Raw genomic sequence first — 26,204 nt, forward strand, 5'->3', positions numbered from 1 at the left:
ACTTTTAAATTTTACAGTTGGTCTTCTTTTCGATTAAAACCTAACTTTTTCATTGGTACTGCATGTAGCATAAAAAAAATCCCTTTTCAATCCCGATAGCTATCGGGAGAAAAGGGATTATAAGATGTAGAGAGCCGTTTTCGGTATACAGAAAAGTAACCAACCAAATTTTAACCCTAACTTAAAGTTAATCCTGTATACTTACTTGACTCTCTACAATATCTTTAATAGGCACTATGATTTTACCTGATTTTGTTTTCAAAGTTATGGAAATACTATTAATCGCTTCTACCTCGCCTCTAATATCATTAAACTCAATTATCTGTCCTACTTCATATAGCTTTCTGGCATAAAACGTATTGAGCACTTTCTCGATAGCATTTCGAGCACCTAACCCAAAAGCTAATGCAAAGGCTAAAAGAAATGCACCAAGTATCATTGTAAGATTCTCTGTAATAATCTCTGTATTCACGCCGGCTTGGTTTAACGCTGTAATTGAAACGAATACAAGAATTATAAAAAACACAATCTGACTGATAATTTTAGCACCGGACAAATCCATGGACTCAAAGAACGATTTCAACCCTTTCTTGATAAGGTTTGCCAGTAATAATCCAACTGTAAAAATGATTAGCGCAGTGAACAATTGAGGCAAATAACCTAATAGTTCACTTATTTTTTGAGAAATCATGGTAAGGTTCATAATATCCAATGCCATAATGATTAGCATGATATACATTACCCATTTCACAAAACTTGATACAATTTTAATGGTATCAAACTTTAATTTTTTTCCTTCTACTATTTCAATATCATTTAAAGTATCGTCCAATTTGTTAGCTTTAGCAAGCCTTAATGCCTTTTTTATAATCTTGACTACTATTTTAGTTAAAAGCCAACCGAAAAGTAACACTAAAATTGTTCCGATAATATTAGGAAATATTGCCGATATTTCAGACCATATTGCAGTTAAAGATTCCATGGCCATATTTTTCCATTCTGCTGCTTTTTCCATGATTAATAAAATATTTATGTTAGGTTATTTGGTTTATTTTTTTTCTCGTTTACTAATTACCGTTTCAATAACATGCCCCATGTTATATGAAAACAACGCAGCCAAATCCATAATAAGCTTTGCCATTGCGATATCGCTCATCACCTTTGACTTCAACTCTGGCGGAACTTCCTTAAGCGGCGTATTTATTTGTTTAAACGGATTTTCCATCGGTTATTAGTTATCTGAATAAACTTGTATAAGTTTATCCTTTGCTCTTTTAATTCTCATTTTTACTGCACTCTCTCCTATCCCTAAAACCGACTCTATTTCTTTTATGGTTAAAAAGTCTTGATATTTTAGTAATAGTATCATTTTCTCATCGGGAGATATCAACTCCATAGATTTCTTTAACTTATCTACCCGCATGTTGAGAAACTCTTTATCTTCTATCTCATCATCGGATACATTTTCAATATCCTTATAATCGACAGATTGTTTTTCAATTTTTTTCGCTGTGTTTCTTGTTACGTAATTTACGCAATGGTTATATGTAAAAGCATATAACCATGTTGAAAATTTAGATTTCCCTTTAAAGCTAGCTAATTTTACAAAAAGCTTCAAAAATACATCTTGTGTTAAATCTTTTGCTTCATCTTCATCCTTAGCAAAACCATAACATTTGTTGTATACTAAAGTTGCATACCGATCATAAAGCACCTCAAAAAGCAATGTATCATTATTCTGTACAATTGCTTTTACCAGATCCTCGTCTGATTTGCTGTTAATGTCTTCTAGGGTTTTCAAATGTAGCTTCTCGCTAAATTACAATAGTTGATGTATTTAAGACACATGTTTGTTTAGTAAGTCACATGTATGGCAAAAGAAAGTAAAAAAAATGTAATAATGTAAAAAAAGACTTCCAAATCTATACGCATTTGGTACGCAAACAAAAGTTTAATATTTACCAAGCTTTTTGACTAAACATTTATAGAACGCTGAGTGATTTTTTATGTAAATCCAATTATAAAACGCTACTGAAACACATAAGTAGCTTTATTCACTTGTGTTAACCTAAAATAACCAAATGCATAGTTTTCAGGCTTTGAAGGGTTTACAACATTACCTTTTAAAGTTGCTGGTACGGTACCAAATGGGTTTTGAGCATTTTCGTATTGATCAATCAAAAGATCTATATAATTAAAATATTGCTTAGAAATCCCATAAAATGCTATGTGTGCGATATCTCCTGGTTCAAATTCTTCCTGACCGATATCTTCATCTTCCTCCTTCTCAAAAAACACTTTCATTCTATTTCCATCGGTAAATTCATCTGGGATAGCCAATAATTCAGGCAGCAAATCGCCCTCCTCTTCAAATCTAAAGAAATAAAAATTTTCCTCATTTGGTGGGTCGTTAAAATAGATATCCACTTCTAAAGCGTCATCGTTAAAACCTCCAACTCTTGCCTGACTTATTTCATCAATATCCACTACGGGAGTCATGGTTTCTTGTGCTATGTAAGTTTCGCCTTGATAATTTATTTCTAAAGTATAGGACTGATTTAAAATAGGAACAAAACTTGAAGTGCTATAAATACCATTTCCTTGATGGGCAAACATAAATTCTTCGTTTGAAGCATTGTTAGTAATTTTAACTGAGGCGTTAACAACACTGGTATTACTAAGATTATCAAAATACGGCGTAGATGTACTTAATTTTATAGATTGCTCATTACCTTGGGTGCTTTTTTCCCAATCAATAGAAGCTTCAACTACCAATCTAGGAGCAGCTTCTGGAACATCTACATCAACCACATCTGTACATGAAGTGATTACAAAAACAAAAATGATAATTTTAAAAATTTGGGTCTTCATGGTTTAAAATTTAAAATTATAAGATATTGAAGGCACGATACCAAAAATTGCTGTCCTGGTAGCCTCATTAGCCCCTGTTTCTCTATTTTGTCCAAAAGAGATTGCGGCTGCATTTCTACGATTATAAATATTATAAATACCAAATACCCATTCTCCTTTCCAACGCTTTTCTGGTTTTCTATTAGGAACGTAGGTTGCAGATACGTCTATACGATGATAGTCTGTTAGTCTACTTGCATTTCTATCTGAAAAATTAGCAATATTCAAGTCTTCATAAGTATATTGACCATCTGGATATGTTACAGGACGTCCTGTTTGAAAAATTAAATTAGCTCCAAAATTCCATTTTTTATTGAGTTTGTATGCACCAGTCAGGGAGACATCATGCGTTCTATCATGAGGTGCGTAGTACCAATTACCATCATTAATACCAGGGCCTCCGGCAGCACCTCCTGGGGTTCTTTGTTCTGCCTTGGAAATCGTGTAAGCTAACCACCCTGTGAAATCGCCTTTGGTTTTTCTAACAAGAAATTCAAGACCATAAGCCCTTAATTCTCCATTTAAAATTTCCGTCTCTATTGTATTTTGGCCAATTAAATCTGAGCCATCCACGTAATCAATTCTATTATCCACAGTTTTATAGTAGGCTTCCACCTCTAATGAATATTCCCTGTCCTTAAAGTTTCTAAAATACCCTATGGCATATTGGTCGGATAATTGCGGTTTAATAAAACCTCCACTTGGTGTCCACACATCTAACGGTGTAACCGACAAGGTATTAGACAATAAATGAATGTATTGTGCTGTATGACTATATCCAGCTTTTATAGATGAATTATCATTTAATTGATAGGCTAATGCTAAACGCGGCTCTAGATTACCATAGGATTTTATAGTCTCGTTTTTAGGATAAATTGTTTCGCCGATGGCATTACCCTCTTCGTAAACCCCCAAAGTTTCATTGTAAACTATGGGTAGCCCATTCTCGTATTCTGTTATGGGCTGCCCGCCACGCCTAATAAAATAGCTGTAACGTAACCCAATATTAGCAGTGAGTTTGTCTGATACTTTATATTCTGCACTCGCATATATACCATTTTCAAACGCACGTTTTTGGTCTAAAAGTAGCGGATTGATAGATGATGTTTCTGAAGTTGGGTTTATCTCGCCAGGGTTAAAATCATAGTAAATAGCATTCAAGCCAAAATCTAATTGCAACTTATTACTTTGGTAATACGTTACGTCATATTTTATATTATAATTTGTGATTTCTGAAATCCAATCAAAATCAAAAGATTTGAAATCCAAAATATAGTCGTAATCACTGTAAATAAAAGATAAATTTGAAAATATACGATCACTAAAGATATGATTCCACCTTAAATTACCAGAGGCATTACCATACCCGCTATTAAAATTAGCTCCAAAATTAAACTCGTCCCTCCCGAAATATCCTGACAAATATAATTTGTTGTTTTTATTAATATTGTAATTAGTTTTAAGGTTTAAATCATAAAAATAAGCACTATTCTCTTCACCAGACGCTTGTAAAAATAAATGTGCATAGGATCCGCGTCCGGCAACTAGAAACGAACCCTTTTCGTTAAACATAGGTCCTTCAGCAGAAAGTCTACTTGAAATCAAACCAATACCACCATTAAGTTCAAAATTTTTACTGTTACCATCTTTTTGACGCACATCCAATACTGATGATACACGCCCACCAAAACGTGCTGGGATACCGCCCTTGTATAGTTTTACATCTTTAATTGCATCAGCATTAAATACCGAAAAGAAACCAAATAAGTGGGAAGTATTATAAATAATAGCTTCATCCAGTAGCACCAAGTTTTGATCTGCAGCTCCCCCACGCACATTAAACCCTGAAGACCCTTCCGCACCGCTTGTAACCCCAGGTAATAATTGAATAGATTTTAAAATATCAACCTCTCCAAGAACAACTGGCATCTGTTTGATGGTTTCCAATTTTAGCTTAGACACACTCATTTGAGGACTTTTGATATTAAGGCGCTCTGATGATTCAGAAACCACCAAAACTTCTTCAAGTTGGGTAGATTCCTCAGAAATTTCGAAATCCCTCTTTAAGTTTCCATCGAGGGTAATTTTTGTTTTTAATGAGGCAAAACCTACATAGGATATTACTAACTTATAATCTCCTTCTTCTGCAGTTATAGAGTAGAAACCATACTCATTAGTAATCGCCCCTATCGCGGTGCCCTCAAAAAAAACAGAGGCTCCAAACACGGTTTCCCCATTTGATGCGTCTGTAACAGTACCGCTTATGGTGTACTTAGCTTGGGCTGAAACTAAGGCAGAAAGCACTAGGAAAAGGGATAGACATAATAGTTTTGGGTTGACCATACAAGCAATTTATGAAGAACAAAATTAAGCAATTTGATTAATTTTGTTTAAATTAAATGTTAAATTGCTAAACATAAAAAGCGAACTTAAATTAAGTGAATTTAAATATGCAACGCTCTATCTTCAGTAGCTGCCAATGCCGCTTCTTTGATAGCTTCTGTAAACGTAGGGTGTGCATGAGACATTCTTGATACATCCTCGGCAGATGCACGATATTCCATAGCCACTACAGCCTCTGCAATCATATCCGCTGCTCTTGCTCCTATCATGTGTACACCTAATATTTCATCTGTAGTTTTATCCGCTAGTATCTTCACAAACCCGTCTAAATCCATACTGGCTCTACTTCTACCTAAGGCACGCATTGGAAAAGCCCCTACCTTATAATCAATTCCAGCTTCTTTTAATTGCTCTTCGGTTTTTCCAACCGCTGCTACTTCTGGCCATGTATAAACCACGCCAGGTATTAAGTTATAATCGATATGTGGTTTTTGTCCTGCTATAGTTTCGGCAACAAATACCCCTTCTTCTTCAGCCTTATGGGCTAACATAGCTCCCTTCACTACATCACCTATGGCATAAATATTGGATGCTGAAGTTTGTAAATGCTCGTTTACTTCCACTCTGCCTCTATCATCCAACTTGACACCTGCTGCTTCAGCATTTAAACCATCGGTATATGGGCGACGCCCAACAGATACCAAACAGTAATCGCCTTTAAATTCAATTTCTTCTCCTTTTTTATTATCGGCTTTAACAACAACCTCATCGCCTTTACGCTCCACAGATTTTACTTTATGAGATACTTGCACCTTGAATTTTGCTTTCTTGAATACTTTATTCAATTCTTTAGAAAGACCTGCATCCATTGTTGGGATAATTCTGTCCATGTATTCAATTACGGTAACCTCAGCACCAAGGCGTCGATACACTTGTCCCAATTCTAAACCTATAACACCACCGCCAATAATGATAAGGTGTTTTGGTATTTCTTTAAGTTTTAGTGCTTCGGTTGACGTAATAACACGCTCTTTATCAATATCAATAAACGGTAAAGTTGATGGCTTACTTCCTGTGGCTATTATAGTTTTTTTGGCTTCAATCTCGTTGGGTTCTTCTCCATCAATTTTAATATGGGTGGCATCCTTAAAACTTCCTAAACCATTATAAACATCAATCTCATTCTTCTTCATCAAAAAATCAATACCTCCTGTAGTTTGATCTACTACAGCCTGCTTTCTTGCAATCATTTTTTCCAAATTCACCTTTACGTCTCCTGGGATTTCAATGCCATGTTCCTCAAAATGCTTTACAGCATCGTCATAATGGTGTGATGAATCTAAAAGTGCTTTGCTCGGTATACAGCCCACATTTAAACAGGTACCGCCAAGAGTACTATATTTTTCTATTATTGCTGTCTTCATGCCTAATTGCGCACAGCGTATTGCGGCAACATATCCTCCAGGACCAGAACCGATAACGGCTACATCGTATGATTTCATAGTGTATTTTTGAATTTAAAAAAATGAAATTCAAAAATACAAATGTTTTGTGGGAAGACCATAAAAAAATACACCATAAAATTTGATGAAAATGGCTTTGGCAAGCTTGCCCGCGTCAGGGATTGAATACTTCGACTACGCTCGGTACAGGCGCCATTTTTGAAATCTCCAATCTAGATCGCTACCGGGGAGTGGGTGACGCTATGATAATTACAAATCCAAAACTTATAATCAGTGGTGATTTATAATCAATCGTTACTCCAAAACCGTAAATATAAAATATTAATGTATCTTTGCCTCTTAAATTCCTCAGGGTGAGGATGTGTTGCTAGAAGTTTAGGTTACGTATGTCGATGCGCTTCTTATGCAGCACTGCATAACAAAATCGCATACATAACACACATGAGCACATTCCAAGATTTAGGTCTTAACAAGGACCTATTACAAGCTATTACTGATTTAGGTTTTGAAAAACCAAGTGAAGTTCAAGAAAAAGCAGTTCCCATTTTATTAAATTCTGACACCGATTTAGTGGCACTCGCCCAAACCGGTACTGGTAAAACCGCGGCGTTTGGTTTCCCTATGCTTCAAAAAATTAATGTGGATAGCCGCACAACCCAGGGCTTAATTCTATCGCCTACAAGAGAACTTTGTTTACAGATTACCAACGAAATGAAATTATATGGTAAATACTGTAAAGGTTTGAACGTGGTTGCTGTTTACGGTGGTGCAAGCATTACCGAACAGGCACGCGAAATAAAACGAGGCGCCCAAATAATTGTTGCTACTCCTGGCCGTATGAAGGATATGATTAGCAGACGTTTAGTGGATATTACCAAAATTGAATATGCGGTTTTAGATGAGGCTGATGAGATGCTAAACATGGGATTTAAGGAGGATATAACATCTATTCTATCGCATACACCAAATGACAAGAGTACTTGGTTATTTTCGGCCACTATGCCTCGTGAGGTCGCGGCAATCGCCAAAAACTTTATGCATAATCCACAGGAAATTACTGTGGGTCGCAAAAACGAAAGCACCAGCCAAGTCTCACATGAATATTATTTGGTAAATGCCAGAGATCGCTACCAAGCGTTGAAACGTTTAGCAGACGCGAATCCAGATATTTTTTCGGTGATTTTCTGCAGAACAAAGCGTGATACCCAAAAAGTTGCGGAACGTTTAATCGAAGATGGATATAGCGCTGGTGCACTGCATGGCGACTTGAGCCAGAACCAACGTGATTTGGTGATGAAATCGTTTAGAAACAAACAAATACAAATGTTAGTGGCTACAGATGTTGCTGCTCGTGGTATTGATGTGGATGATATTACACATGTGATTAATTACCAATTGCCTGATGAAATTGAAACCTACACACACCGTTCAGGGCGCACGGGGCGTGCAGGAAAAACTGGAGTATCTATGGTAATTGTTTCTAAGAGTGAGGTACGCAAGATTAAAAGTATTGAGCGTATCATCAAGAAACAGTTTGAAAAGAAAGATATCCCAAATGGCATGGAAATTTGCGAAGTGCAATTGATGTCGCTTGCAAAAAAAGTACACCATACGGATGTAAATCATGATATTGATGCCTATTTAGGAGATATTAATGCACTATTTGAAGACACCAGTAAGGATGAATTGATTAAAAAATTCTTTTCTGTAGAGTTTTCTCGTTTTTACAATTATTATCAGAAAGCATTAGACTTAAATATTTCAACTTCTAACGATGACCATAAAGATTCTGGGAATTCTGTTCGCTACTTTATCAATGTTGGAAAGAAAGATGGTTTTGACTGGATGAGCCTAAAGGACTTTTTAAAAGAAGTTTTAGAACTTGGGCAGGACGATGTGTTTAAGGTTGAAGCCAAAGACACCTTTTCGTTCTTTAATACTGAAAAAGAACTACAAGAGAAAGTACTTGGCTTTTTTAACGACTTTAAATATAATGGGCGCTTTGTGAATGTTGAAATATCTGAAAATCGCGGACGTGGAAGAAAACGTGATAGAAATCGGGGAAAACGTCGTGATGATAGAAAAGGAAACTTTAATTCTGGTAAAAAAGGAGGACGTAGAAGTGAAGGCGCATCAAAATCAAGACGTTCTAAGTCTGGAGATATTGCGAGTTCAAGACCAAGACGTTCTAGACGATAACTTGAATTAGCAATTCACCCTTTGTAATTCAATTTACTGGTTTTCAGTCGCTAAATATTATTCTAATAAAACAACATAAACTTCTGAAACAAGTTCAGAATAGCATTATAGTTATTATTTAGGTATGCTTTTTGTTAATTTTAAGTCAAATTAAAACCCTAATTGCGGTGCATTAGTGTTTTGTTTAGTATTTTTATAAACTCATATCTGTTACAGTTATACCATGAAACGCTTCATAAGCATCTTTACTTTTCTTTTAGTCTCTGCTTTGGCAATGGGACAAGACGACGCTAAAAAAGCGATTGGTGTAGTTGTAAATTCAGCAGACAGCAAGCCCTTAGAAAGTGTTAATATTGTTAACCTAAATCAGGTTAAGGGTACCACAACCAACAGCAAAGGTGAATTTGCAATAACCGCAGAAGTAAATGACACGCTGCACTTCTCATATATAGGATTTAAATCTATAAAGGTTAGAGTAACTAATGACTGGTTGAAATTTGGAAGTTCTACCATTGAATTAACCGAATTGGCTTTAGCACTGGAAGAGGTTGTTGTAAATCAGCTAAAGCTTACTGGATATTTAGAAGTGGACATAAAACAAGTACCACAGATAAATGATAACTACCGCTATCAGATAGCCGGTTTATCTAAAGGCTATGAAGCTGGAAAAAAATCTGGTTTAACCAAAGTTATAGGTTCAATTTTTAACCCTGCAGACTTTTTGCATCGCATGTTTGGCAAAAAACCGAACGAGCTTAGAAAGTTAAAGCAGATGAAAAAGGATGACGAAATACGTAATTTACTAGCTTCCCGATTTGACCGTGAAATGCTTACTGCCCTATTAAAGGTAGACCGTGTAGATTTGGATGAAATAGTAAGCCAATGCAATTACTCCAAAGGGTTTATCCAAACAGCTAATGACCTACAAATATTGGATGCTATTAGCGAATGCTACGAAGAATACAAGCTACTTAGCAACAGACGTAAAGATCGTATTTAGCACGTGTTGGCCAACTAAGTTCTTTTTTCATAAAATCGTTCCACAATCCTATCATAACTTTTTATGGTTTTCTTGCACCAATCCATCCGTTTTACGAGTTGTTCTTCTTCTGATAGTTGCCAATGTATATTAGATTGCTTTAGCTTATGGGTTACATGCTGCAAAATGATTGCTGCAGATACTGAAATATTTAAACTCTCGGTAAATCCAACCATAGGAATTTTTAAGTAACAATCGGCGGCATTCAAGACCTCATCAGATAAACCCTCGGTCTCTCTTCCGAAGAAAAAACAGGACTTTTTACTAACATCAAAATCTTGCAAATTACAATCGTTCTTGTGAGGTGTAGTCGCTACTATTTGGTAACCACCTTGTTTTAAGTCATTTATACAAGTTACCACCGAATGGTATCTATTTAAATCTACCCATTTTTGAGCACCCATCGCTATTTCTCTGTCTATAAGTTTCGTGTTTTGCTCCTCGATAATATTCACCTCTTGTATGCCAAAAACATCACAACTTCGTATAACGGCACTGGTATTATGCAACTGGTAAACATCTTCAATAGCAACTGTAAAGTATTTTGTGCGTTCAGAGAGTACTTTTATGAATTTTGTAAGCCGATGCCCAGTTAAATACCCTTCCAAATGGCGCAGTAAATCTTGGTCTGTCATTTAATTCAGTTATATTTATAACATAAAGATACAAATCACTGACTATGATTCGTTTTAAAAGATCTCTCATCACCCAAATTTTACTTTTAGTTTTTAACACTGGAGTTTCCCAAGGCAAAGAACGCGCTATAACGTCACAGCAGATTCCAAGCACAAGTTTTTACATTGCTGAAAACGAAACTAATGATACCAAAGTAGCCGAACTTGGGCAGCAGATACAAAACGCCATTCTTGAAAGTAATACCAATGCCTTCATGATACTTTTTGACACCGAAGGTTTTGGAAAATTAGTTACATACAGTACCAGAAAGGATAATTCCCTAAAATCTTACAGAGATAATTTTTTAAGCGGTTTTAAATCAAATATCAGCGTCTTTCCTAAAAGACTCATTACTGAAGTAGAAGCTGGAAGCTATTATAATTTTGTGAACTATAGCTACAATGATGAAATGGGTACCTATTATATGCTGTTCCGTATTTTTTCTGCGGAAACAGGTATCAACTACCACCATTACAGGGTTTCAAAGCTAAATGGGAAGTTTACATTTAATGATGTTTATGTGTACTTAACAGGTGAGGAATTGAGTAAAACTTTGGAACGTTTTTACCTATATGCGCTACCAAAGAAAAGCTTATTCGATTTTTTTGGAAAAAGTAATGCTGATGAATTCGTTAAAATGGCTCAGGGTGTTAATTTTTATAATGAAGGGGACTTTAAAAATGCCTACAAAAAATTAAATACGCTGAAAGGGGATTTAAAAAACGACAAATTTGTTTTGGTGATAAAAGCCGTTTGTGCATCAAATATTAGTGATGACCTTTATAAGGAATCTATGAAACGTATCATGGAGCATCACCCCGACGACCCCACTCTATATCTGAGCCAGATAGACTATTTTCTTTTGAATGAGAATTATGATAGAGCACAAAATTTGTTCGATAAACTAAAAGAGGATACAGCAGACGATTTTTTAGATTTACTTAAGGGGAATGTAGAATTTGAAAGAATGAATTATGAAAAAGCCCTATCCTATTTTAAAAATATAGCCAAAGGCTATCCAGACCTATTCGAAGGGCATTCCTCTATACTTAGCTGCTACTCATTATTAAAGAAATATGATAAGTGTATTGATATACTTAACTTCTTAGTTGAAGATGGTTATGCCAAAGATGATATTATTGGTTTTGTTGAAGAACTAGATGCAAACAACGAAAATATTTTAATAGGTTTGGCAAAATCTGAGGCCTTTAGGTCTTGGAAAAAAGTATAATAACCTTATGAAACATATTGTAGTACTTACCGGAGCTGGCATGAGTGCTGAAAGTGGTGTGAAAACCTTTAGGGATGAAAACGGCTTATGGGAAGGACATGACGTTATGGAAGTAGCAACACCAGAAGGTTTTGCAAAAAATCCAGAATTAGTATTAGATTTTTACAACCAAAGACGTCGGCAGTTGTTTGAGGTAAAACCGAATGCTGCACATATTGACATTGCCAAATTAGAAGAGCGATACGACGTCTCAGTTATTACACAAAATGTAGATAATTTGCATGAACGTGCAGGAAGCACAAGCGTTTTGCATTTGCATGGCGAGCTATTAAAAGTAAGAAGCACTTTTGATGCAAATGATATCCAAGAATGGACAACCGATTTGGTTTTGGGCGACCTTTGTAAAAATGGACATCAATTACGTCCACATATTGTTTGGTTTGGAGAAGATGTACCTCTTATTGAAAAGGCTGCTCAAATTTGTGAAACTGCTGATGTTTTATTAATTGTTGGCACATCTATGCAAGTATATCCTGCTGCGGGATTGATGCATTATGCACCAAGTAATTCGCCAATTTATTTTATCGACCCAAAACCTAATATTGAGAGTAATACACGTGTTACCGTTATTGCAGAAACCGCTACTCTGGGTATACAAAAGTTCTTTAAATTTTTGAGTGAATAATCGTAAAATTCCAAGCAAAAGATAGAAAATGGTTTAATTGCAAAATCTGCGTTACGGATTGAGGCATACTTCGATAAACTCAGCGCAAATTTGTGGAAGCTATTGCCAGAAAGCCCTTTGTCTTGGATAAGAACAAACTTTACCGAAAGTCCGCTTACTGGCCATTAGGCAGGCACACACAATAGATTATTGCTCAGGCACAAGTCTTATAAGTCTTCCTGGACCTTCAACTAGAACATAGATATAGCCATCATTACCCATGTGAACATCTCTTACACGACCAATATCGTTTAACAACTCTTCATGACCAGTAACTACATTGCCGTCCATTTTTAAACGGTGTAAATACCTAAACTTTAAAGACCCTACAAAAAGATCATTTTGCCATTTACCATAAAAATTACCAGACAAGAAATCCATACCACAAGGTGCAATTGAGGGTACCCAATAATGAACCGGTTGTTCCATTCCTGCCATTGCAGTTTGATCTGTTATGGGTGTACCATTATAATTAATACCGTAAGTAATTATTGGCCAACCATAATTATTTCCAGAATCTATAATATTGATTTCGTCACCGCCCTGAGGACCATGTTCCCCCTCCCAAATATCACCTGTCACAGGGTGTTTTGTTAAACCTTGAGGATTTCTAATTCCATAGCTAAAAACGGACCACTCACGATCTTGCATATTGTAAAACGGATTATCAGTTGGTATTGCACCATCATCCATAAGCCTATGCACTTTGCCTATACCATTATTTAAAGCTTGAGGGTAAGTGTTTCTATTACCACGGTCTCCAACTGTAACATAAAGATAGCCTGCATTATCAAACACCAATCTTGATCCAAAGTGATTGCCACTATTTTCATAGGGTAAGGCAGTAAAAATTTCTTCTGTTCCCTCTAAGGTGTTACCAGATAAACGTCCGCGCGCAAAAGCTGTTGTTTTTTGATTGGAATTATTTGGGTTTGGACTGGAATAAGATAAATAGACGTACGTATTATTCTCAAAATCAGGATGCAATATTACATCCAATAAACCACCTTGACCTTGCGCTACTACATTGGGAGTACCGCTAATCTCTGAAATTGCACCTTCGCTCGTTACCCTAAACAGTTTTCCTTCTCGTTGTGTAACTAAAAAATCTCCATTTGGCAGTTGCACCATGCCCCAGGGTACACCAGTAATTTGATTCGTTATGGTTTCCAATCTAAAAATGAGATCGTCAGACTCTATGATTCCTGAAAGGTTAGGGTTTTCAACTTCTATATCAGCCTTAGTTTTTCCATCAATTTCTTGAAGAATATAATCTGCTAAATCCGTTATTTCTTGCGCAGTAAACGTATTTTCGTAAGAAGGCATACCATTGGATTCATATCCAACGGTAATAGAGTTAGCTATATCTCCAGAAGCATTACCATATAGCCACTGCCGTTCTATAAAGGACTCAAACTTTTGTCCATGACAACCACCACAATGGTTTGTATAATTTACGGCTGCCTTGGCAAAGTCAGCTGCTACTTCTTCCTGCTCTTCTTCCATCTCCTCTTGACCCGTAGTTTCTGTTTGGTTGGAACAATTAAACAAAAAGATTATTAGGAGAACACTTAAAAAAGCTAATTTTGAATGGTTAAGATTTTTCATAACAGATAGGTTTTGAGGGTGTTCCTAGCTCTAAAATAAATCCTAAAACAAGGAGTTATTCGACTAACTGTCTATCAATTTTGCAACATTAATATAACGAAATTTTTTGTTAAATTATTGCAAATCAAATTACTGTAATTTTTCTTTTATTTAAAAACAAACTACCACTCTCTCAATTTATCTAACTCTAGTTGGGCTTTCAACTCTTTTTCTGGAATCACTTTCAAGAACGACGGATGCTGCTCTATTGCAAACTCAATTTTCTTTACAATCTCCTCGGTAGTTTCGTTATCATAGTCTATTTCTAAAGGTTGCTTTATTTCCATAGATTGCAAGATGTTCTTCTTTTTAATACGCAATCCTTTTTTATCAAAGGAACGACGAAAACCATCAATAACGATGGGTATAACAATTGGCTTGTAGCGTTTAATAATATGTGCAGTACCTTTTCTTATAGGTTTAAAAGGTGTAGTTGTACCTTGCGGAAAGGTAATTACCCAACCATCATCTAAGGCCGTACCAATATTGGAAATATCGCTCATACGTACCTGCCTATTTACATCTTTACCCTCAGATCGCCAAGTGCGTTCAATACTAACGGAACCCACATAAGCCAGTATTTTTGGAAGTAAACCAGCTTTCATGGTTTCCTTTGCAGCTACATAATAAATATTCAGTTTCGGGTTCCAGAGATAGCCTATGTTTTTTATAGAATCGGTGCGCCCGCTTAAACTCGCATTAAACACGTGGAACATCGCCACTACATCGGCAAAATAGGTTTGATGGTTTGATATAAAAAGTACGTTCTTGTCTGGAAGATCTTTTATAATTTCTGAACCTTCTATATGCAATTCGTTAAACCCTCTAAAACGTCTATGCGTTAAGGCTCCCAAAATGCGGATGAGCCATCTTTTAACAAAAAGTATATGTCCGAAAGGATTTTTTTTAAACAATCCCATGTACTGTTATCATGTTATGGTTGGGCAACAAAGGTAATAAATCTATCATCTATGTCAATGTTGTGATAATATCTTTAACTTCACTTAGCACCATCGCTGTGGCTCCCCAAACTTTAAATCCGTTAAGGTTAAATGCAGGTACTTCTATATTAGCACTATATGAAGTTTTTATCGTTTTTGAAATAAGATTGGTGTCGTTCATTAAATCAGATAATTTCACTTCAATTATTTCTTCTACCTCACTTTCTTCTTTTATAAAAGTGGGCATTTTATCCATAACCCCTACAAAAGGCTTTACACAAAAATTACTTGGTGGAATAAAAACCTGAGATAACGGTCTTACTACTTTTATATCAGGAATTGGCACTCCAACTTCCTCAAAAGTTTCTCTTAGTGCAGTTTCTTCCAAGTTTTTATCCTGAGATTCTTTTTTTCCTCCTGGAAAGGAGACCTGGGCAGAATGCACCCCTTTATACGTTTTGCGCAGCATAAGCACAAACTTTGTCTCATTTAAAGTGTTGGGATAGAATAAAGCCAAAACCCCAGCGCGTTTTGCGTTTTGTAATTGCTCATCAGAATATTGTGCAAACGCCTTTCTGGTAGGCGGCACCATTTTAAAATGAGATGATTCGGCTGGAAGCTCTATATTTTTTATTTTTGACAGCAATGCTACGAATTCATCAAAATTCATTCTTTATGCGCGTTGTATTGTTTTTATGCTTTTTTTTATGTCTTTTGAATTGTGAAGATAAACAATCTAAGAACAAAGCAAAAGTTACTACTACAGTAAAAAAACAGCCAAAAAAAGCAAAGGATACTACAGCTAATAAAGTGGAGGCGTTTCCTGTACTGGACAGTCCAAATGCGATGGAGTTTTTTTTACAATACGACAAGGAAAACAAAGAGAATATAGTTAGGATTACCACAGATTTTGGAGCTATTGATATTCTGCTATTTAATGAAACCAAATTCCACCGTTCAAATTTTATCTACCTTACTAAAAGGCAATATTTTGATGGCACTCAGTTTTTTAGAGTGATAGATAATTTTATGATACAAGGTGGTAATGGAGACGATATGGCAACCGCAATTAAAAGACGAAAAATCGGGAAATATTTACTCCCCAAGGATACCAATCGGGGCTTTAAACACGATCGTGGCACAGTCTCAATGCCTAGTAGCGATATTGAAAACCCGCACAAATTAGCATCTCCCTATCAATTTTTTATTGTACAACAAAACGGTGGTGCACATCATTTAGATGGTAATTACACTGTTTTTGGTAAAGTAATAAAAGGTATGGATGTGGTAGATAAAATAGCCGCTGTAGACACTGATGAAGCCGATTGGCCTTTAAAAAATGTATATATCAGAAAAGTAGAGATTTTGGAATAAGCGCTACTTTTCCTTTGCATAAATATTTGGTAAAGCTATTTTAAATTTCACGGCTAAAAGTCTAATTATAATCACTACTAAACCAGAAATCATAAATACAACATCTGTTTTTATCGGTAATTCATTCAAAAGAAAATAAGTAAACCCTCCCAAGATACAGGCTGTGGCGTAAATTTCCTTTCTGAAAATCACTGGAATTTCATTACATAAAATATCCCTAATAACACCACCAAAACTAGCAGTCATAGTACCTAAGGCAATACAAATAATAGGGTGCAAATTGGCATTCAATCCTTTTTCAATACCAACCACAGTGTACAAACCAATACCTATTGTATCAAATAAAAATAATGATGTGCGCAAGTAATTTATCTTACTTCTAAAGATAATCGCCAAAATAGCCGCCCCTAAAATCACATAAGTATAATTCATATCCAGCATCCAGCTTACAGGCGTATTTCCAATAAGCAAATCGCGCAAAGTCCCGCCGCCCACAGCAGTAACAAATGCAATTATCAAAATCCCAAACAAATCCATTTTTTTGTTAAAAGCCACCAATACCCCCGAAATGGCAAATGCTATGGTTCCTAAAATATCTAAAGTGTAAAACATATTTTAATTTTTATTTGGTCGTTACCCCGCTCTAGCGAGGTCGAGCCTGCCTGCCGGCAGGCTTTCACTACTCCCTCCCTCCTACGTCGGGGATTTCAAACACTTATGCTGAGCGCAGTCGAAGCATGCCGCTCAATACCTAACGCACCTATCTGCTAGTGCCTTTTTCTACTAAAAAACTATTCACTTTTGTTAAGTTATTCCTTTTTAGAGATCCCACCAAAAGGCGGGATAAGCGATTCGCACACTATGATAGCCAATTGCCATTAACTATCATAGTGGCGCTCTGAGATACTTCGGCTCCGCTCAGCATAAGCGATTCGCACACTTTTTCTGAAAAAGGAAAAGTGGCTCTCTGAGATACTTCGGCTCCGCTCAGCATAAGCGATTCGCACACTTTTTCTGAAAAAAGAAAAAGTGGCGCTCTGAGATACTTCGGCTCCGCTCAGCATAAGCGATTCGCACACTTTTTCTGAAAAAAGAAAAAGTGGCTCTCTGAGATACTTCGGCTCCGCTCAGCATAAGCGATTCGCACACTTTTTCTGAAAAAAGAAAAAGTGGCTCTCTGAGATACTTCGGCTCCGCTCAGCATAAGCGATTCGCACACTTTTTCTGAAAAAAGAAAAAGTGGCTCTCTGCTTACATATCCTGAGTGTAAAAATTATAATCTTTTAAAATCACATCAATAAATTCAATATCATTACTTTGCTTCACCTCTTTAATTCCCACAACTTCAATAAGTTTATTTCTTAATTTTATTAATGTTGAATAGTCTTTAGCAGCTCTTGCTCTTGTATAGGTATCCTTTATAATTCGGGCATCATTATCGGAGAGTTTAATCACATTAGGATAAGTTGGCTTATAATCCGTTTTTAATTGCTCAAGAATAGTATGGCTAATATTTACCTTATCCTTCAAGCTGATAACACCCGTACCTGCTGCCATATCGCCAATACGCTGTAACTTTTTACTAAAAATAATCACAAAAAAACCAATACCAAATATCCAGACATCTACAATTCTAAAAAACCAACGTACCACATAATCAGAAAACGTAGCCTGAAAGCCATCTATCTTCACCACCCTTATTTTTAGAGCGAGTTTCCCAACAGTTTGGCCATCTAAAAAAGTTTCTAAAGCCAACGTGTAAAACATTACTGGAAAACTCAAAACTGTATTTATCCCAATTTGAGACCACTCATCCATTCCCTCAAACACTCCAAAGACTTTGTTCAGAATTAATAAATACCCAATTTTAATAGCAGTATCAATAATAAAAGCAACCAATCGCTCTCCTACGCCTGCTGCAGTGAACTTAATTTTTACATTTTGCGTCGTGTTAATTTGTAACTCTGACATTTTATATTTTAATTTATCTCGTATATGAGAGAAGTTGCATTTATTAAGCAAAATAAAGAAAAATGGTTGAGTTTTGAGAATGCTATTTTTAATAATGATTTCAAGGACCCCGATGAACTTGCGTCAAACTACATTCACTTAATAAATGATTTAGCATACGCCCAAACGTACTATCCTAAAAGTAAGGTGATTACCTATTTAAATCAGCTTGCTGCTAAGGCATTTCAAAAAATCTATAAAACAAAACGACAAGATACCAATAGAATCATCGGATTTTGGAAAACTGAGGTACCGCTAATTTGTTACCAATATCGTAAGTTTATTTATGTGGCGTTTATTGTGTTTACAGTATTCACTTTAATAGGTGTTATATCGGCTGCAAACAACGCTGAATTTTTAAGATCGGTTGTTGGAGATGCGTATGTAGACCAAACTATCGCGAATATCGAAGCTGGTGACCCCGTTGCGGTTTATAAAAGTGGCAGTAATTGGGGCAGTTTTATCGGTATTACTATAAACAACTTACGCGTTGGCATAATTGCTTTTGTATTTGGCGTGTTTTTGGGTATTGGCACCTTATACATTATGTTTAAAAATTGTATCATGCTAGGGTCTTTCCAATACTTCTTTTACGAAAAAAACGTGTTTTGGGAAAGTGTTCGCGGTATTTGGATACATGGTGCTATGGAAATTTTTGCCATTGTTATCGAATGTGCCGCTGGACTCATTCTGGGCGCCAGCATACTGTTTCCTGCAACACACTCACGCTATACCTCTTTTAAACAAGGTGCTAAAACTGGTATTAAAATTTTGATAAGCACCTTCCCCTTTACATTTTCCGCTGGTTTTCTAGAAGGTTTCATTACCCGATATTCTAACATTATGCCTAATTGGCTCTCGGTAGGTATCATCTTAATCACACTAACTATTATTAGTTATTACTATTTAGTTTATCCGTTTAAAGTTCAAAAACAAATCACCCAGATCCCCCTACCCACTTAATGAAACAAAAGCCTTTACATATTTTTTTATTTTTAGCGTTTTTGCTTTTAGGCAATGCGGAGTCTCATGCCATTACTCCGGTACAATCCCCAGAAGTGTATCGTGTTTTTGATTCCGATTTTAAAGAGCGTTATACAGGCGATAAATACAATTACGAAGGCACTAAGGTGGTTAATAGAACAGAATCTGGTTCAGGGGAATTTGAAGACTATGATAAAGAAAAGATTAAAACGAAAGAACAGGATAATTCTGAAAACATTATTATTAATCTAGGTCCGTTTTGGTGGATATTCATAGTTATATTAATTGGAGCAGTTCTGTATTTAGCTTACGTTTTATTGAATGAAGGCGGCACTGGCATATTCGCTTCAAGTAAAAATAAATCTATCGAGCGCTATGATGATATTAATGCCGAAAACATTGAGCACGCAGATATTCATGCATTAATAAAAAATGCCGAAAACAGTAAGGATTACAGGTTGGCTATTCGTTATTATTACCTGTTGGTTCTAAAAACACTTAGTTTAAAAAATCATATAAAATTTGAAGATGATAAAACAAACGCCGAATATTTGAATGAACTAAACCAAAAGCCTTTCTTTAAAGGGTTTTCATATGTATCATACCTCTATACCTATATATGGTATGGAAAATTTGCCCTGGCTGAATCGCAATACTTCAAAGCGAAAGATAATTTCCAGTCACTTTTAAATCAGGTAAAATAATGAAGAAGATTTTACCTATCATACTAGTAATTGTAGCACTAATTGTAGTCGCTTCTTTAACGTTTGGGATAAAACGCACCAAAACGGTTGACTGGGAAGAATCTTTCAACGAAAAAAGCAATAAGCCTTATGGTACTAGTGTGCTCTATAAAGAACTCCCTAGTCTTTTTGAAGGTTATAAACTCAGAACGGTGTACCATCAACCTTCAAGCTATCTCACAGCGAATTCAGAATTTGGATATGGCGACCATCATGCCAAAGGCAACTATATTATTATTGGAAATTCTGATTATCTCACGGACTTTTCGGTAGATAAACTCTTAGGCTTTGTAGATGCCGGAAATACGTTGTTTATTTCAGATTACTATTTTGCACAGCGTATTCATGACACTTTGGGTATTGATGTTGATTTTGAATATAACTTGAAAAATGACAGTATATCTCAACTGTCCTTTCAGAATAAAAACTTAAACGCAATTACTATTGATAAGAACGAAGGTGACTATTTCTTTTCAAGTTTTGATAGCATTAATTACACCATATTAGGTCATGCGAAAACTGACAAAAAGCGTGTTAACTTTATAAGAGTGCCTTTTGGAAAAGGAAACATTCTATTACATACCGAACCCAAAGCATTCACAAATTATCACATTTTAAAGGATGATAGATACCGCTATGTGGAAAGTGCGCTCTCTTATTTACCTGATGACGATGTGTATTATGATTCTTATGCAAAGCGACAAACGCCGTATGGCGATGCCAAACAAGAATCTAACTTAAGCTGGTTTTTAGATCAACTATCGTTTCGTTGGGCGTGGTATACTGCATTAATTTTCATGTTACTCTTCATGATTTTTAATGCAAAACGCAGGCAACGTGTTATAAAAATTATCAAACCATTACAAAATACGTCCTTGGCATTCGTAAAAACGATTTCTAATTTATACATAGAAACCCAGGATTATAAGAACCTTATTGATAAAAAAATAATGTACTTTTTAGAAAAAATTAGAACAGATTTTAATATGGATACATCCAAGCTCGACGACGATTTTATCAAAAAATTGGCTGGAAAAGCAGGCAGAAAAAAAGAAGATGTATCACAATTGATGAATTATATAAAATGGTTGCGAACCAAAGATGAGCTTTCAGAGCAAAGTCTCATAAAACTTAATAGATTTATAGAAGCCTTTTATTTACAATAATTATGGACGAAAACAAAGAAAAAGAGAATCACGAAGAATTTTTGCCAAAACCAGAGCAAGACGTTGTATCATCAATTGATGACAGCGCATTAAATGATGAATCCAAAGATTTGGAATTTAAAAACCGACTGGATTTATCAGAATTACAACAAAGTGTAGCAAAAATTAAGGCTGAAGTTGGAAAAGTCATCGTAGGCCAAAAAGATATGGTAGATATGCTGATAGCTTCACTTTTGGCAAAAGGACATTCCTTAATCGAAGGTGTTCCTGGTGTTGCAAAAACGGTAACTGCAAAATTATTGGCAAAATCCTTGAGTATTAATTTTAGCAGAATTCAGTTCACGCCAGACTTAATGCCTAGTGATATTTTAGGAACTTCGGTTTTTAATCTGAAGGATTCTGAATTTGAGTTTAAAAAAGGGCCTATTTTCTCTAATATGGTATTGATAGATGAGATTAACCGTGCGCCTGCAAAAACACAAGCTGCCCTATTTGAAGTGATGGAAGAGCAGCAAATCACAATTGACGGACACAAGTATATTTTAGATGCTCCATTTATGGTATTAGCTACGCAAAATCCTGTAGAGCAAGAAGGCACGTACCGTTTACCCGAAGCGCAATTAGATAGATTCTTATTTAAAATTGATGTGGATTACCCAAATTTAGATGAAGAAATTGAAATACTGTCGAGAGAGCACGAGTTGAAAGAAAATACAAAAACGGAACAAATCACATCTTTTTTAACAGCAAAGCAAATTGCTAATTATCAAAGTTTGGTAAGTCAGGTAATTGTTGAAAAACACCTATTGAAGTATATCGCAGAATTGATTGTGGCCACCAGAAGTAATCGCTTTTTATACTTGGGCGCCTCTCCAAGGGCATCCATTTCTGTATTAAAAGCGAGTAAAGCCTTTGCTGCTATGAACGGACGAGATTTTGTAACGCCCGAGGACATCAAACGTGCAGTGGTTCCTGTGTTGCATCATAGAGTAATTGTTACACCAGAGAGAGAAATGGAAGGTGTGACGAGCAAACAAATTATAAATCAGATTATTGAAACGGTGGAAATTCCTAGATAAAAGTCGCAGTTTGCAATGACTAATAACGAATAACGAATAACGAAAGTATTGAAGTTCCTTAAACCCTTTTACATACAACCACGATTTTTCTATGCTGGCATTGGTATTGTGGTGCTATTTGCATTAAGTTACTTTATACCGTTGCTGTTTAATATTGCCCAACTCAGCATTCTGGTTTTAGCTGCTCTTTTTATACTGGATATTTTATTGGTGTTTATTGGAAACAAAAAGATTGAAGCTAGCAGAATTGTTCCCGATAAGTTTTCAAATGGAGATGCAAACCAGATTGAGCTATCCATAAGAAACAATTACCCGTTTATAGCCTATTTGGAAATTATAGATGAAGTGCCAGAGCAATTTCAAATTAGGGATTTTAAAATAAAGGATAAGGTAAACCCCAGAAAAGAAAAACACATATACTATAATTTAACTCCCAAAGAACGGGGAGAATATCATTTTGGATATCTAAATATTTACGCATCTTCTGCCATTAAATTAGTAGCAAAACGTTTTATGTTAGAACATAAGGTGATGGTGCCAACCTACCCTAGTTTTAAACAACTTAAAAAGTTTGAATTATTGAACATTAATAAAAATGCCATGGATTACGGACTTAAAAAAGTACGCAGATTAGGTCATACCATGGAGTTTGAACAGATAAAGGATTATGTTTTAGGAGACGATTTGCGCACCATTAACTGGAAAGCTACGGCTAAGAAAAATCAATTAATGGTCAATCAATTTCAAGATGAAAAATCGCAACCTGTATATTCCATTATTGATAAAGGACGTATTATGAAAATGCCTTTTGATGGTTTAAGCTTATTGGATTATGCGATTAATGCCACTTTGGTTATTAGCAATATAGTGTTAAAAAAACATGATAAAGCAGGTATGCTGTCGTTTTCTAAAAAGATTGAAAATGTGGTTGTAGCTGAACGTCGCAGCGGACAAATGCAACTTATTTTAGAAGCGCTATACAATGTAAAAACCGATTTTTTTGAAAGTGATTTCGGTAGGCTCTATGCTAATATCAAGCGCCACGTTACCCACCGTAGCCTTCTTTTAATGTATACCAATTTTGAAACTTTGGATGGGCTTAACAGACAGCTGCCCTATTTAAAGGCCATAGCTAAAAGCCATTTACTAGTTGTAATTTTCTTTAAAAATACTGAAATCGATACCTTGATTAATAACAAAGCTGAAACCATTCAACAGGTGTATGATAAGGTGATCGCAGAAAAGTTTGATTTTGAAAAGCGCTTAATTGTAAACGAACTCAAAAAGTTTGGCATTCACTCCATTCTTACTACACCAGAAAACTTAACGGTGGATACTATTAATAAATATTTAGAAATTAAAGCTAGAGGGTTGCTTTAAGAAAAATTAATCCTCTTCAATTTCATAATAAATAGTGACATCCATTTTTCCACCTATATCGAGTAATGCTTGTTTATTATTTTCTAATGCATCACTTCCTGGGTAGCATCCTGAGTTCATTGGATTTATTGTGTAATTACACCCATTACCAACAGCCTTTATATAAAAATTATTGCCTATGCGCCCATTATTATAACCTTCAACGAGGTTTGAAAGAGCAACTTTATTTGGTAAAGTTTCAAATGCGTTCCAACTCACCTCAAAATGTAGATTAGGAAAATTAGTACCATAATACTTAACTTCATATCTAACTGCATCAGGGTCAAATGGGAAAACCCCAACTAAAACATTATGATGAGCTAATTCAGAACCTGAAACTTGAAAGGTTTCTTGCAATAAAGGATCTATAGTAAAACTATTAGGTGGTTGCGCTTTAAAATTAGAATTATCATCATCACCTTCGGAACACGCATTACATAAAAAAATTAGCATTATTACTAAAATTGATTTTTTAAAAAGTTTCATAATTTAAGATTTAAAAGTTTCTATATATATCTACATCGAAGCTTTAATGAAATGTCATCATTTAAAATTTATCCTTTTATTCAATTCATCCTCAAAAAATCACAATTCGGTAACAGTAATTATAAAATTTTGCTTTGGCTCCGCATCTTTGAAGTGTTCAATAAAACATAACATCTAAAACACTATACATCATGAGAACACTAACAACATTATTTATCGCATTATTTTTAAGTATCAACTTTAGCAACGCACAAGAAGACACTACTGGACAAACAGTAACCGTTACAATCAACAACATTACGAATAATAATGGTCATGTTTTACTATCTCTACACACTAAGGATACTTTTATGAAAGGGCCTGGTATAAAAAGTGTGAAAAGCGAAATTGTTGATGGAAAGATTACAGCAACTTTTGAAAATATATCCCCTGGCACCTATGCAGTTATGGCATTGCATGATGAAAACGACAATAACGCTATGGATTTTGAAGATAACGGTATGCCAAAAGAATCTTATGGGATGTCCAATAATCCAATGAGTTATGGCCCGCCACAATTTGCAACTGCAAAGTTTGAGATTTCTGCTGAAGATTTAGAAATGAATATTAGATTCTAATTTAAAATACTATAGCATACAAAAAGACGACCATGTGGTCGTCTTTTTTCTTTTAACTAAACTAAACTTAAACTAACTAAAACACGTTTGTAACTATACAAGTGTACTTTAGAAAATTAAAAATACTTTATAATATTCCTCTATTTCCATAAATATAATTGATAGTTTTTATATTTTTATAGCCTAAACTTATTCAAATGACAATTACTCAATTATACTATGTTCTAGCCGTTGCTGAACATCAAAATTTTACTAAAGCTGCGGAAAAATGCTTCGTAACGCAACCTACGTTGAGTATGCAAATTCAAAAATTAGAAGATGAACTTGATATTTTAATTTTCGATCGGAGCAAAAAACCTATAGAATTAACTGATGTTGGTAGAAAAATAGTTACCCAAGCTAAAAATATAGTTAATGAGTCATACAGAATTAAAGATATTGTAGATCAGCAAAAAGGATACATTGGTGGAGAATTTAAGTTAGGTATTATTCCTACAATAATGCCAACTCTTCTACCTATGTTTTTAAAAACATTTATAAAGAAATATCCCAAAATTAAGCTTAAAATTGAAGAGTTAAATACTGAAGAAATTATTCATCGTATTAACGAGGGACATTTAGATGCTGCTATTGCCGCAACGCCACTTGAGAATGAAAACATAAAAGAACGCGTGTTATATTTTGAACCTTTTGCTGCCTACATACCGAAGGGGCATAAATTGCATACTAAGGAAAAAATTAAAGCTGATGAACTGGTGATTGAAGATATTTTGCTTTTAGAAGACGGGCATTGTTTCAGGGATGGCGTTATTAATTTGTGTAAAGCTTTTAAAGACCATGAAGAAGATAAGTTTCAATTGGAAAGCGGTAGTATTGAGACATTAATTAAACTATCAAACGAAGGTCTGGGCATGACGCTTCTCCCATACTTACATACTTTAGACGTGAACGACAAGGCCAAAGAAAACCTGCATTACTTTGAAGAGCCAAGCCCTGCACGAGAAGTAAGTATTATTTACCATAAAAGCGAATTAAAAATGCAAATTATAGAAGCGATGCAGTCCGTTATTGCTGGAATTGTTAGGGGTGCAATTAAGTTTCAAGATGTAAAAATTGTAAGTCCATTACCAAAGTAAATACTCAGTGTTAAAACA

General features: G+C 35.3%; 25 protein-coding genes. 12 read left to right on the forward strand and 13 right to left on the reverse strand.

The window, feature by feature from the left end; all coding sequences use genetic code 11:
• Nucleotides 1-187: 187 nt before the first annotated feature.
• The 6 genes from AC1B0Z_RS05125 to lpdA all read right to left on the reverse strand — a co-directional run bounded on the left by AC1B0Z_RS05125 (nt 188) and on the right by lpdA (nt 6,755).
• The gene (locus AC1B0Z_RS05125; RefSeq protein ID WP_483794487.1) at nt 188-1,015 is read right to left on the reverse strand and encodes a mechanosensitive ion channel family protein; all 828 of its coding nucleotides are present in this window, start codon (nt 1,013-1,015) and stop codon (nt 188-190) included.
• 33 nt (nt 1,016-1,048) lie between these two features.
• Complete coding sequence (locus AC1B0Z_RS05130; RefSeq protein ID WP_165453852.1) at nt 1,049-1,225, reverse strand: hypothetical protein; 177 nt, start codon at nt 1,223-1,225, stop codon at nt 1,049-1,051.
• A gap of 6 nt (nt 1,226-1,231) precedes the next feature.
• The gene (locus AC1B0Z_RS05135) at nt 1,232-1,801 is read right to left on the reverse strand and encodes an RNA polymerase sigma factor (RefSeq protein ID WP_483794488.1); all 570 of its coding nucleotides are present in this window, start codon (nt 1,799-1,801) and stop codon (nt 1,232-1,234) included.
• Between the two features lie 227 nt (nt 1,802-2,028).
• Complete coding sequence (locus AC1B0Z_RS05140) at nt 2,029-2,871, reverse strand: DUF4249 domain-containing protein (protein WP_483794490.1); 843 nt, start codon at nt 2,869-2,871, stop codon at nt 2,029-2,031.
• 3 nt (nt 2,872-2,874) lie between these two features.
• The gene (locus AC1B0Z_RS05145) at nt 2,875-5,253 is read right to left on the reverse strand and encodes a TonB-dependent receptor (protein ID WP_483794492.1); all 2,379 of its coding nucleotides are present in this window, start codon (nt 5,251-5,253) and stop codon (nt 2,875-2,877) included.
• 101 nt (nt 5,254-5,354) lie between these two features.
• Entirely contained in the window at nt 5,355-6,755 is a 1,401-nt protein-coding gene (lpdA, locus tag AC1B0Z_RS05150; RefSeq protein WP_483794494.1) for a dihydrolipoyl dehydrogenase, read from the reverse strand.
• Between the two features lie 402 nt (nt 6,756-7,157).
• Here lpdA and AC1B0Z_RS05155 point away from each other — a divergent pair, with 402 nt between their 5' ends.
• Both AC1B0Z_RS05155 and AC1B0Z_RS05160 read left to right on the forward strand, forming a co-directional pair.
• Complete coding sequence (locus tag AC1B0Z_RS05155) at nt 7,158-8,915, forward strand: DEAD/DEAH box helicase (RefSeq protein ID WP_483794495.1); 1,758 nt, start codon at nt 7,158-7,160, stop codon at nt 8,913-8,915.
• A gap of 223 nt (nt 8,916-9,138) precedes the next feature.
• Entirely contained in the window at nt 9,139-9,915 is a 777-nt protein-coding gene (locus AC1B0Z_RS05160; protein ID WP_483794496.1) for a carboxypeptidase-like regulatory domain-containing protein, read from the forward strand.
• Nucleotides 9,916-9,929: 14 nt separating this feature from the next.
• Here the strand turns inward: AC1B0Z_RS05160 and AC1B0Z_RS05165 are convergent, their stop codons facing one another.
• Nucleotides 9,930-10,589 (reverse strand): TrmH family RNA methyltransferase, encoded by a 660-nt coding sequence (locus AC1B0Z_RS05165; RefSeq protein WP_483794497.1) that lies wholly within the window; start codon nt 10,587-10,589, stop codon nt 9,930-9,932.
• A gap of 44 nt (nt 10,590-10,633) precedes the next feature.
• Here AC1B0Z_RS05165 and AC1B0Z_RS05170 point away from each other — a divergent pair, with 44 nt between their 5' ends.
• On the forward strand, nt 10,634-11,860 hold the full coding sequence (locus AC1B0Z_RS05170; RefSeq protein ID WP_483794498.1) for a tetratricopeptide repeat protein: 1,227 nt from the start codon (nt 10,634-10,636) through the stop codon (nt 11,858-11,860).
• A 7-nt stretch (nt 11,861-11,867) separates the two neighbouring features.
• Entirely contained in the window at nt 11,868-12,545 is a 678-nt protein-coding gene (locus tag AC1B0Z_RS05175; RefSeq protein ID WP_483794499.1) for an SIR2 family NAD-dependent protein deacylase, read from the forward strand.
• 186 nt (nt 12,546-12,731) lie between these two features.
• Here the strand turns inward: AC1B0Z_RS05175 and AC1B0Z_RS05180 are convergent, their stop codons facing one another.
• The 3 genes from AC1B0Z_RS05180 to AC1B0Z_RS05190 form a co-directional block, all read right to left on the reverse strand.
• Nucleotides 12,732-14,192: a PQQ-dependent sugar dehydrogenase gene (locus AC1B0Z_RS05180; protein WP_483794500.1), complete on the reverse strand. Its 1,461-nt coding sequence runs from the start codon at nt 14,190-14,192 to the stop codon at nt 12,732-12,734.
• Nucleotides 14,193-14,353: 161 nt separating this feature from the next.
• Entirely contained in the window at nt 14,354-15,151 is a 798-nt protein-coding gene (locus AC1B0Z_RS05185) for a lysophospholipid acyltransferase family protein (protein WP_483794501.1), read from the reverse strand.
• A gap of 49 nt (nt 15,152-15,200) precedes the next feature.
• Nucleotides 15,201-15,842 (reverse strand): NUDIX hydrolase, encoded by a 642-nt coding sequence (locus tag AC1B0Z_RS05190; protein WP_483794502.1) that lies wholly within the window; start codon nt 15,840-15,842, stop codon nt 15,201-15,203.
• Between the two features lie 5 nt (nt 15,843-15,847).
• Here AC1B0Z_RS05190 and AC1B0Z_RS05195 point away from each other — a divergent pair, with 5 nt between their 5' ends.
• Nucleotides 15,848-16,546 carry a peptidylprolyl isomerase gene (locus AC1B0Z_RS05195; RefSeq protein ID WP_483794504.1) on the forward strand — a complete coding sequence of 233 codons (699 nt, stop codon included), beginning with the start codon at nt 15,848-15,850 and terminating at the stop codon, nt 16,544-16,546.
• A 3-nt stretch (nt 16,547-16,549) separates the two neighbouring features.
• Here the strand turns inward: AC1B0Z_RS05195 and AC1B0Z_RS05200 are convergent, their stop codons facing one another.
• Nucleotides 16,550-17,158 carry a trimeric intracellular cation channel family protein gene (locus tag AC1B0Z_RS05200; RefSeq protein WP_130962302.1) on the reverse strand — a complete coding sequence of 203 codons (609 nt, stop codon included), beginning with the start codon at nt 17,156-17,158 and terminating at the stop codon, nt 16,550-16,552.
• Nucleotides 17,159-17,797: 639 nt separating this feature from the next.
• Nucleotides 17,798-18,517 (reverse strand): RDD family protein, encoded by a 720-nt coding sequence (locus AC1B0Z_RS05205; protein WP_483794506.1) that lies wholly within the window; start codon nt 18,515-18,517, stop codon nt 17,798-17,800.
• Between the two features lie 24 nt (nt 18,518-18,541).
• On the opposite strand from AC1B0Z_RS05205, the gene AC1B0Z_RS05210 reads away from it, so the two are divergent.
• From AC1B0Z_RS05210 to AC1B0Z_RS05230, 5 genes are read left to right on the forward strand one after another with little or no spacing between them, the layout of a single operon-like run.
• Complete coding sequence (locus AC1B0Z_RS05210) at nt 18,542-19,519, forward strand: stage II sporulation protein M (RefSeq protein WP_483794508.1); 978 nt, start codon at nt 18,542-18,544, stop codon at nt 19,517-19,519.
• On the forward strand, nt 19,519-20,244 hold the full coding sequence (locus tag AC1B0Z_RS05215) for a hypothetical protein (RefSeq protein ID WP_483794509.1): 726 nt from the start codon (nt 19,519-19,521) through the stop codon (nt 20,242-20,244). The genes AC1B0Z_RS05210 and AC1B0Z_RS05215 overlap by 1 nt, the downstream gene beginning before the upstream one ends.
• Nucleotides 20,244-21,449, forward strand: a complete 1,206-nt coding sequence (locus tag AC1B0Z_RS05220) for a DUF4350 domain-containing protein (protein ID WP_483794510.1) — start codon at nt 20,244-20,246, stop codon at nt 21,447-21,449. The genes AC1B0Z_RS05215 and AC1B0Z_RS05220 overlap by 1 nt, the downstream gene beginning before the upstream one ends.
• Nucleotides 21,450-21,451: 2 nt before the next feature.
• Nucleotides 21,452-22,528 carry an AAA family ATPase gene (locus AC1B0Z_RS05225; protein ID WP_483794511.1) on the forward strand — a complete coding sequence of 359 codons (1,077 nt, stop codon included), beginning with the start codon at nt 21,452-21,454 and terminating at the stop codon, nt 22,526-22,528.
• Nucleotides 22,529-22,576: 48 nt separating this feature from the next.
• Entirely contained in the window at nt 22,577-23,908 is a 1,332-nt protein-coding gene (locus AC1B0Z_RS05230) for a DUF58 domain-containing protein (protein WP_483794512.1), read from the forward strand.
• 6 nt (nt 23,909-23,914) lie between these two features.
• On the opposite strand, the gene AC1B0Z_RS05235 is transcribed toward AC1B0Z_RS05230, so the two are convergent.
• On the reverse strand, nt 23,915-24,433 hold the full coding sequence (locus AC1B0Z_RS05235) for a hypothetical protein (protein WP_483794513.1): 519 nt from the start codon (nt 24,431-24,433) through the stop codon (nt 23,915-23,917).
• 191 nt (nt 24,434-24,624) lie between these two features.
• Here AC1B0Z_RS05235 and AC1B0Z_RS05240 point away from each other — a divergent pair, with 191 nt between their 5' ends.
• Both AC1B0Z_RS05240 and AC1B0Z_RS05245 read left to right on the forward strand, forming a co-directional pair.
• Entirely contained in the window at nt 24,625-25,050 is a 426-nt protein-coding gene (locus AC1B0Z_RS05240; protein ID WP_483794514.1) for a DUF2141 domain-containing protein, read from the forward strand.
• A 197-nt stretch (nt 25,051-25,247) separates the two neighbouring features.
• Nucleotides 25,248-26,186, forward strand: coding sequence for a LysR substrate-binding domain-containing protein (locus AC1B0Z_RS05245; RefSeq protein ID WP_483794515.1), 939 nt, complete (start codon nt 25,248-25,250; stop codon nt 26,184-26,186).
• Nucleotides 26,187-26,204: the final 18 nt, after the last annotated feature.

Source organism: Hyunsoonleella sp. J2K-J805 (assembly GCF_057167125.1).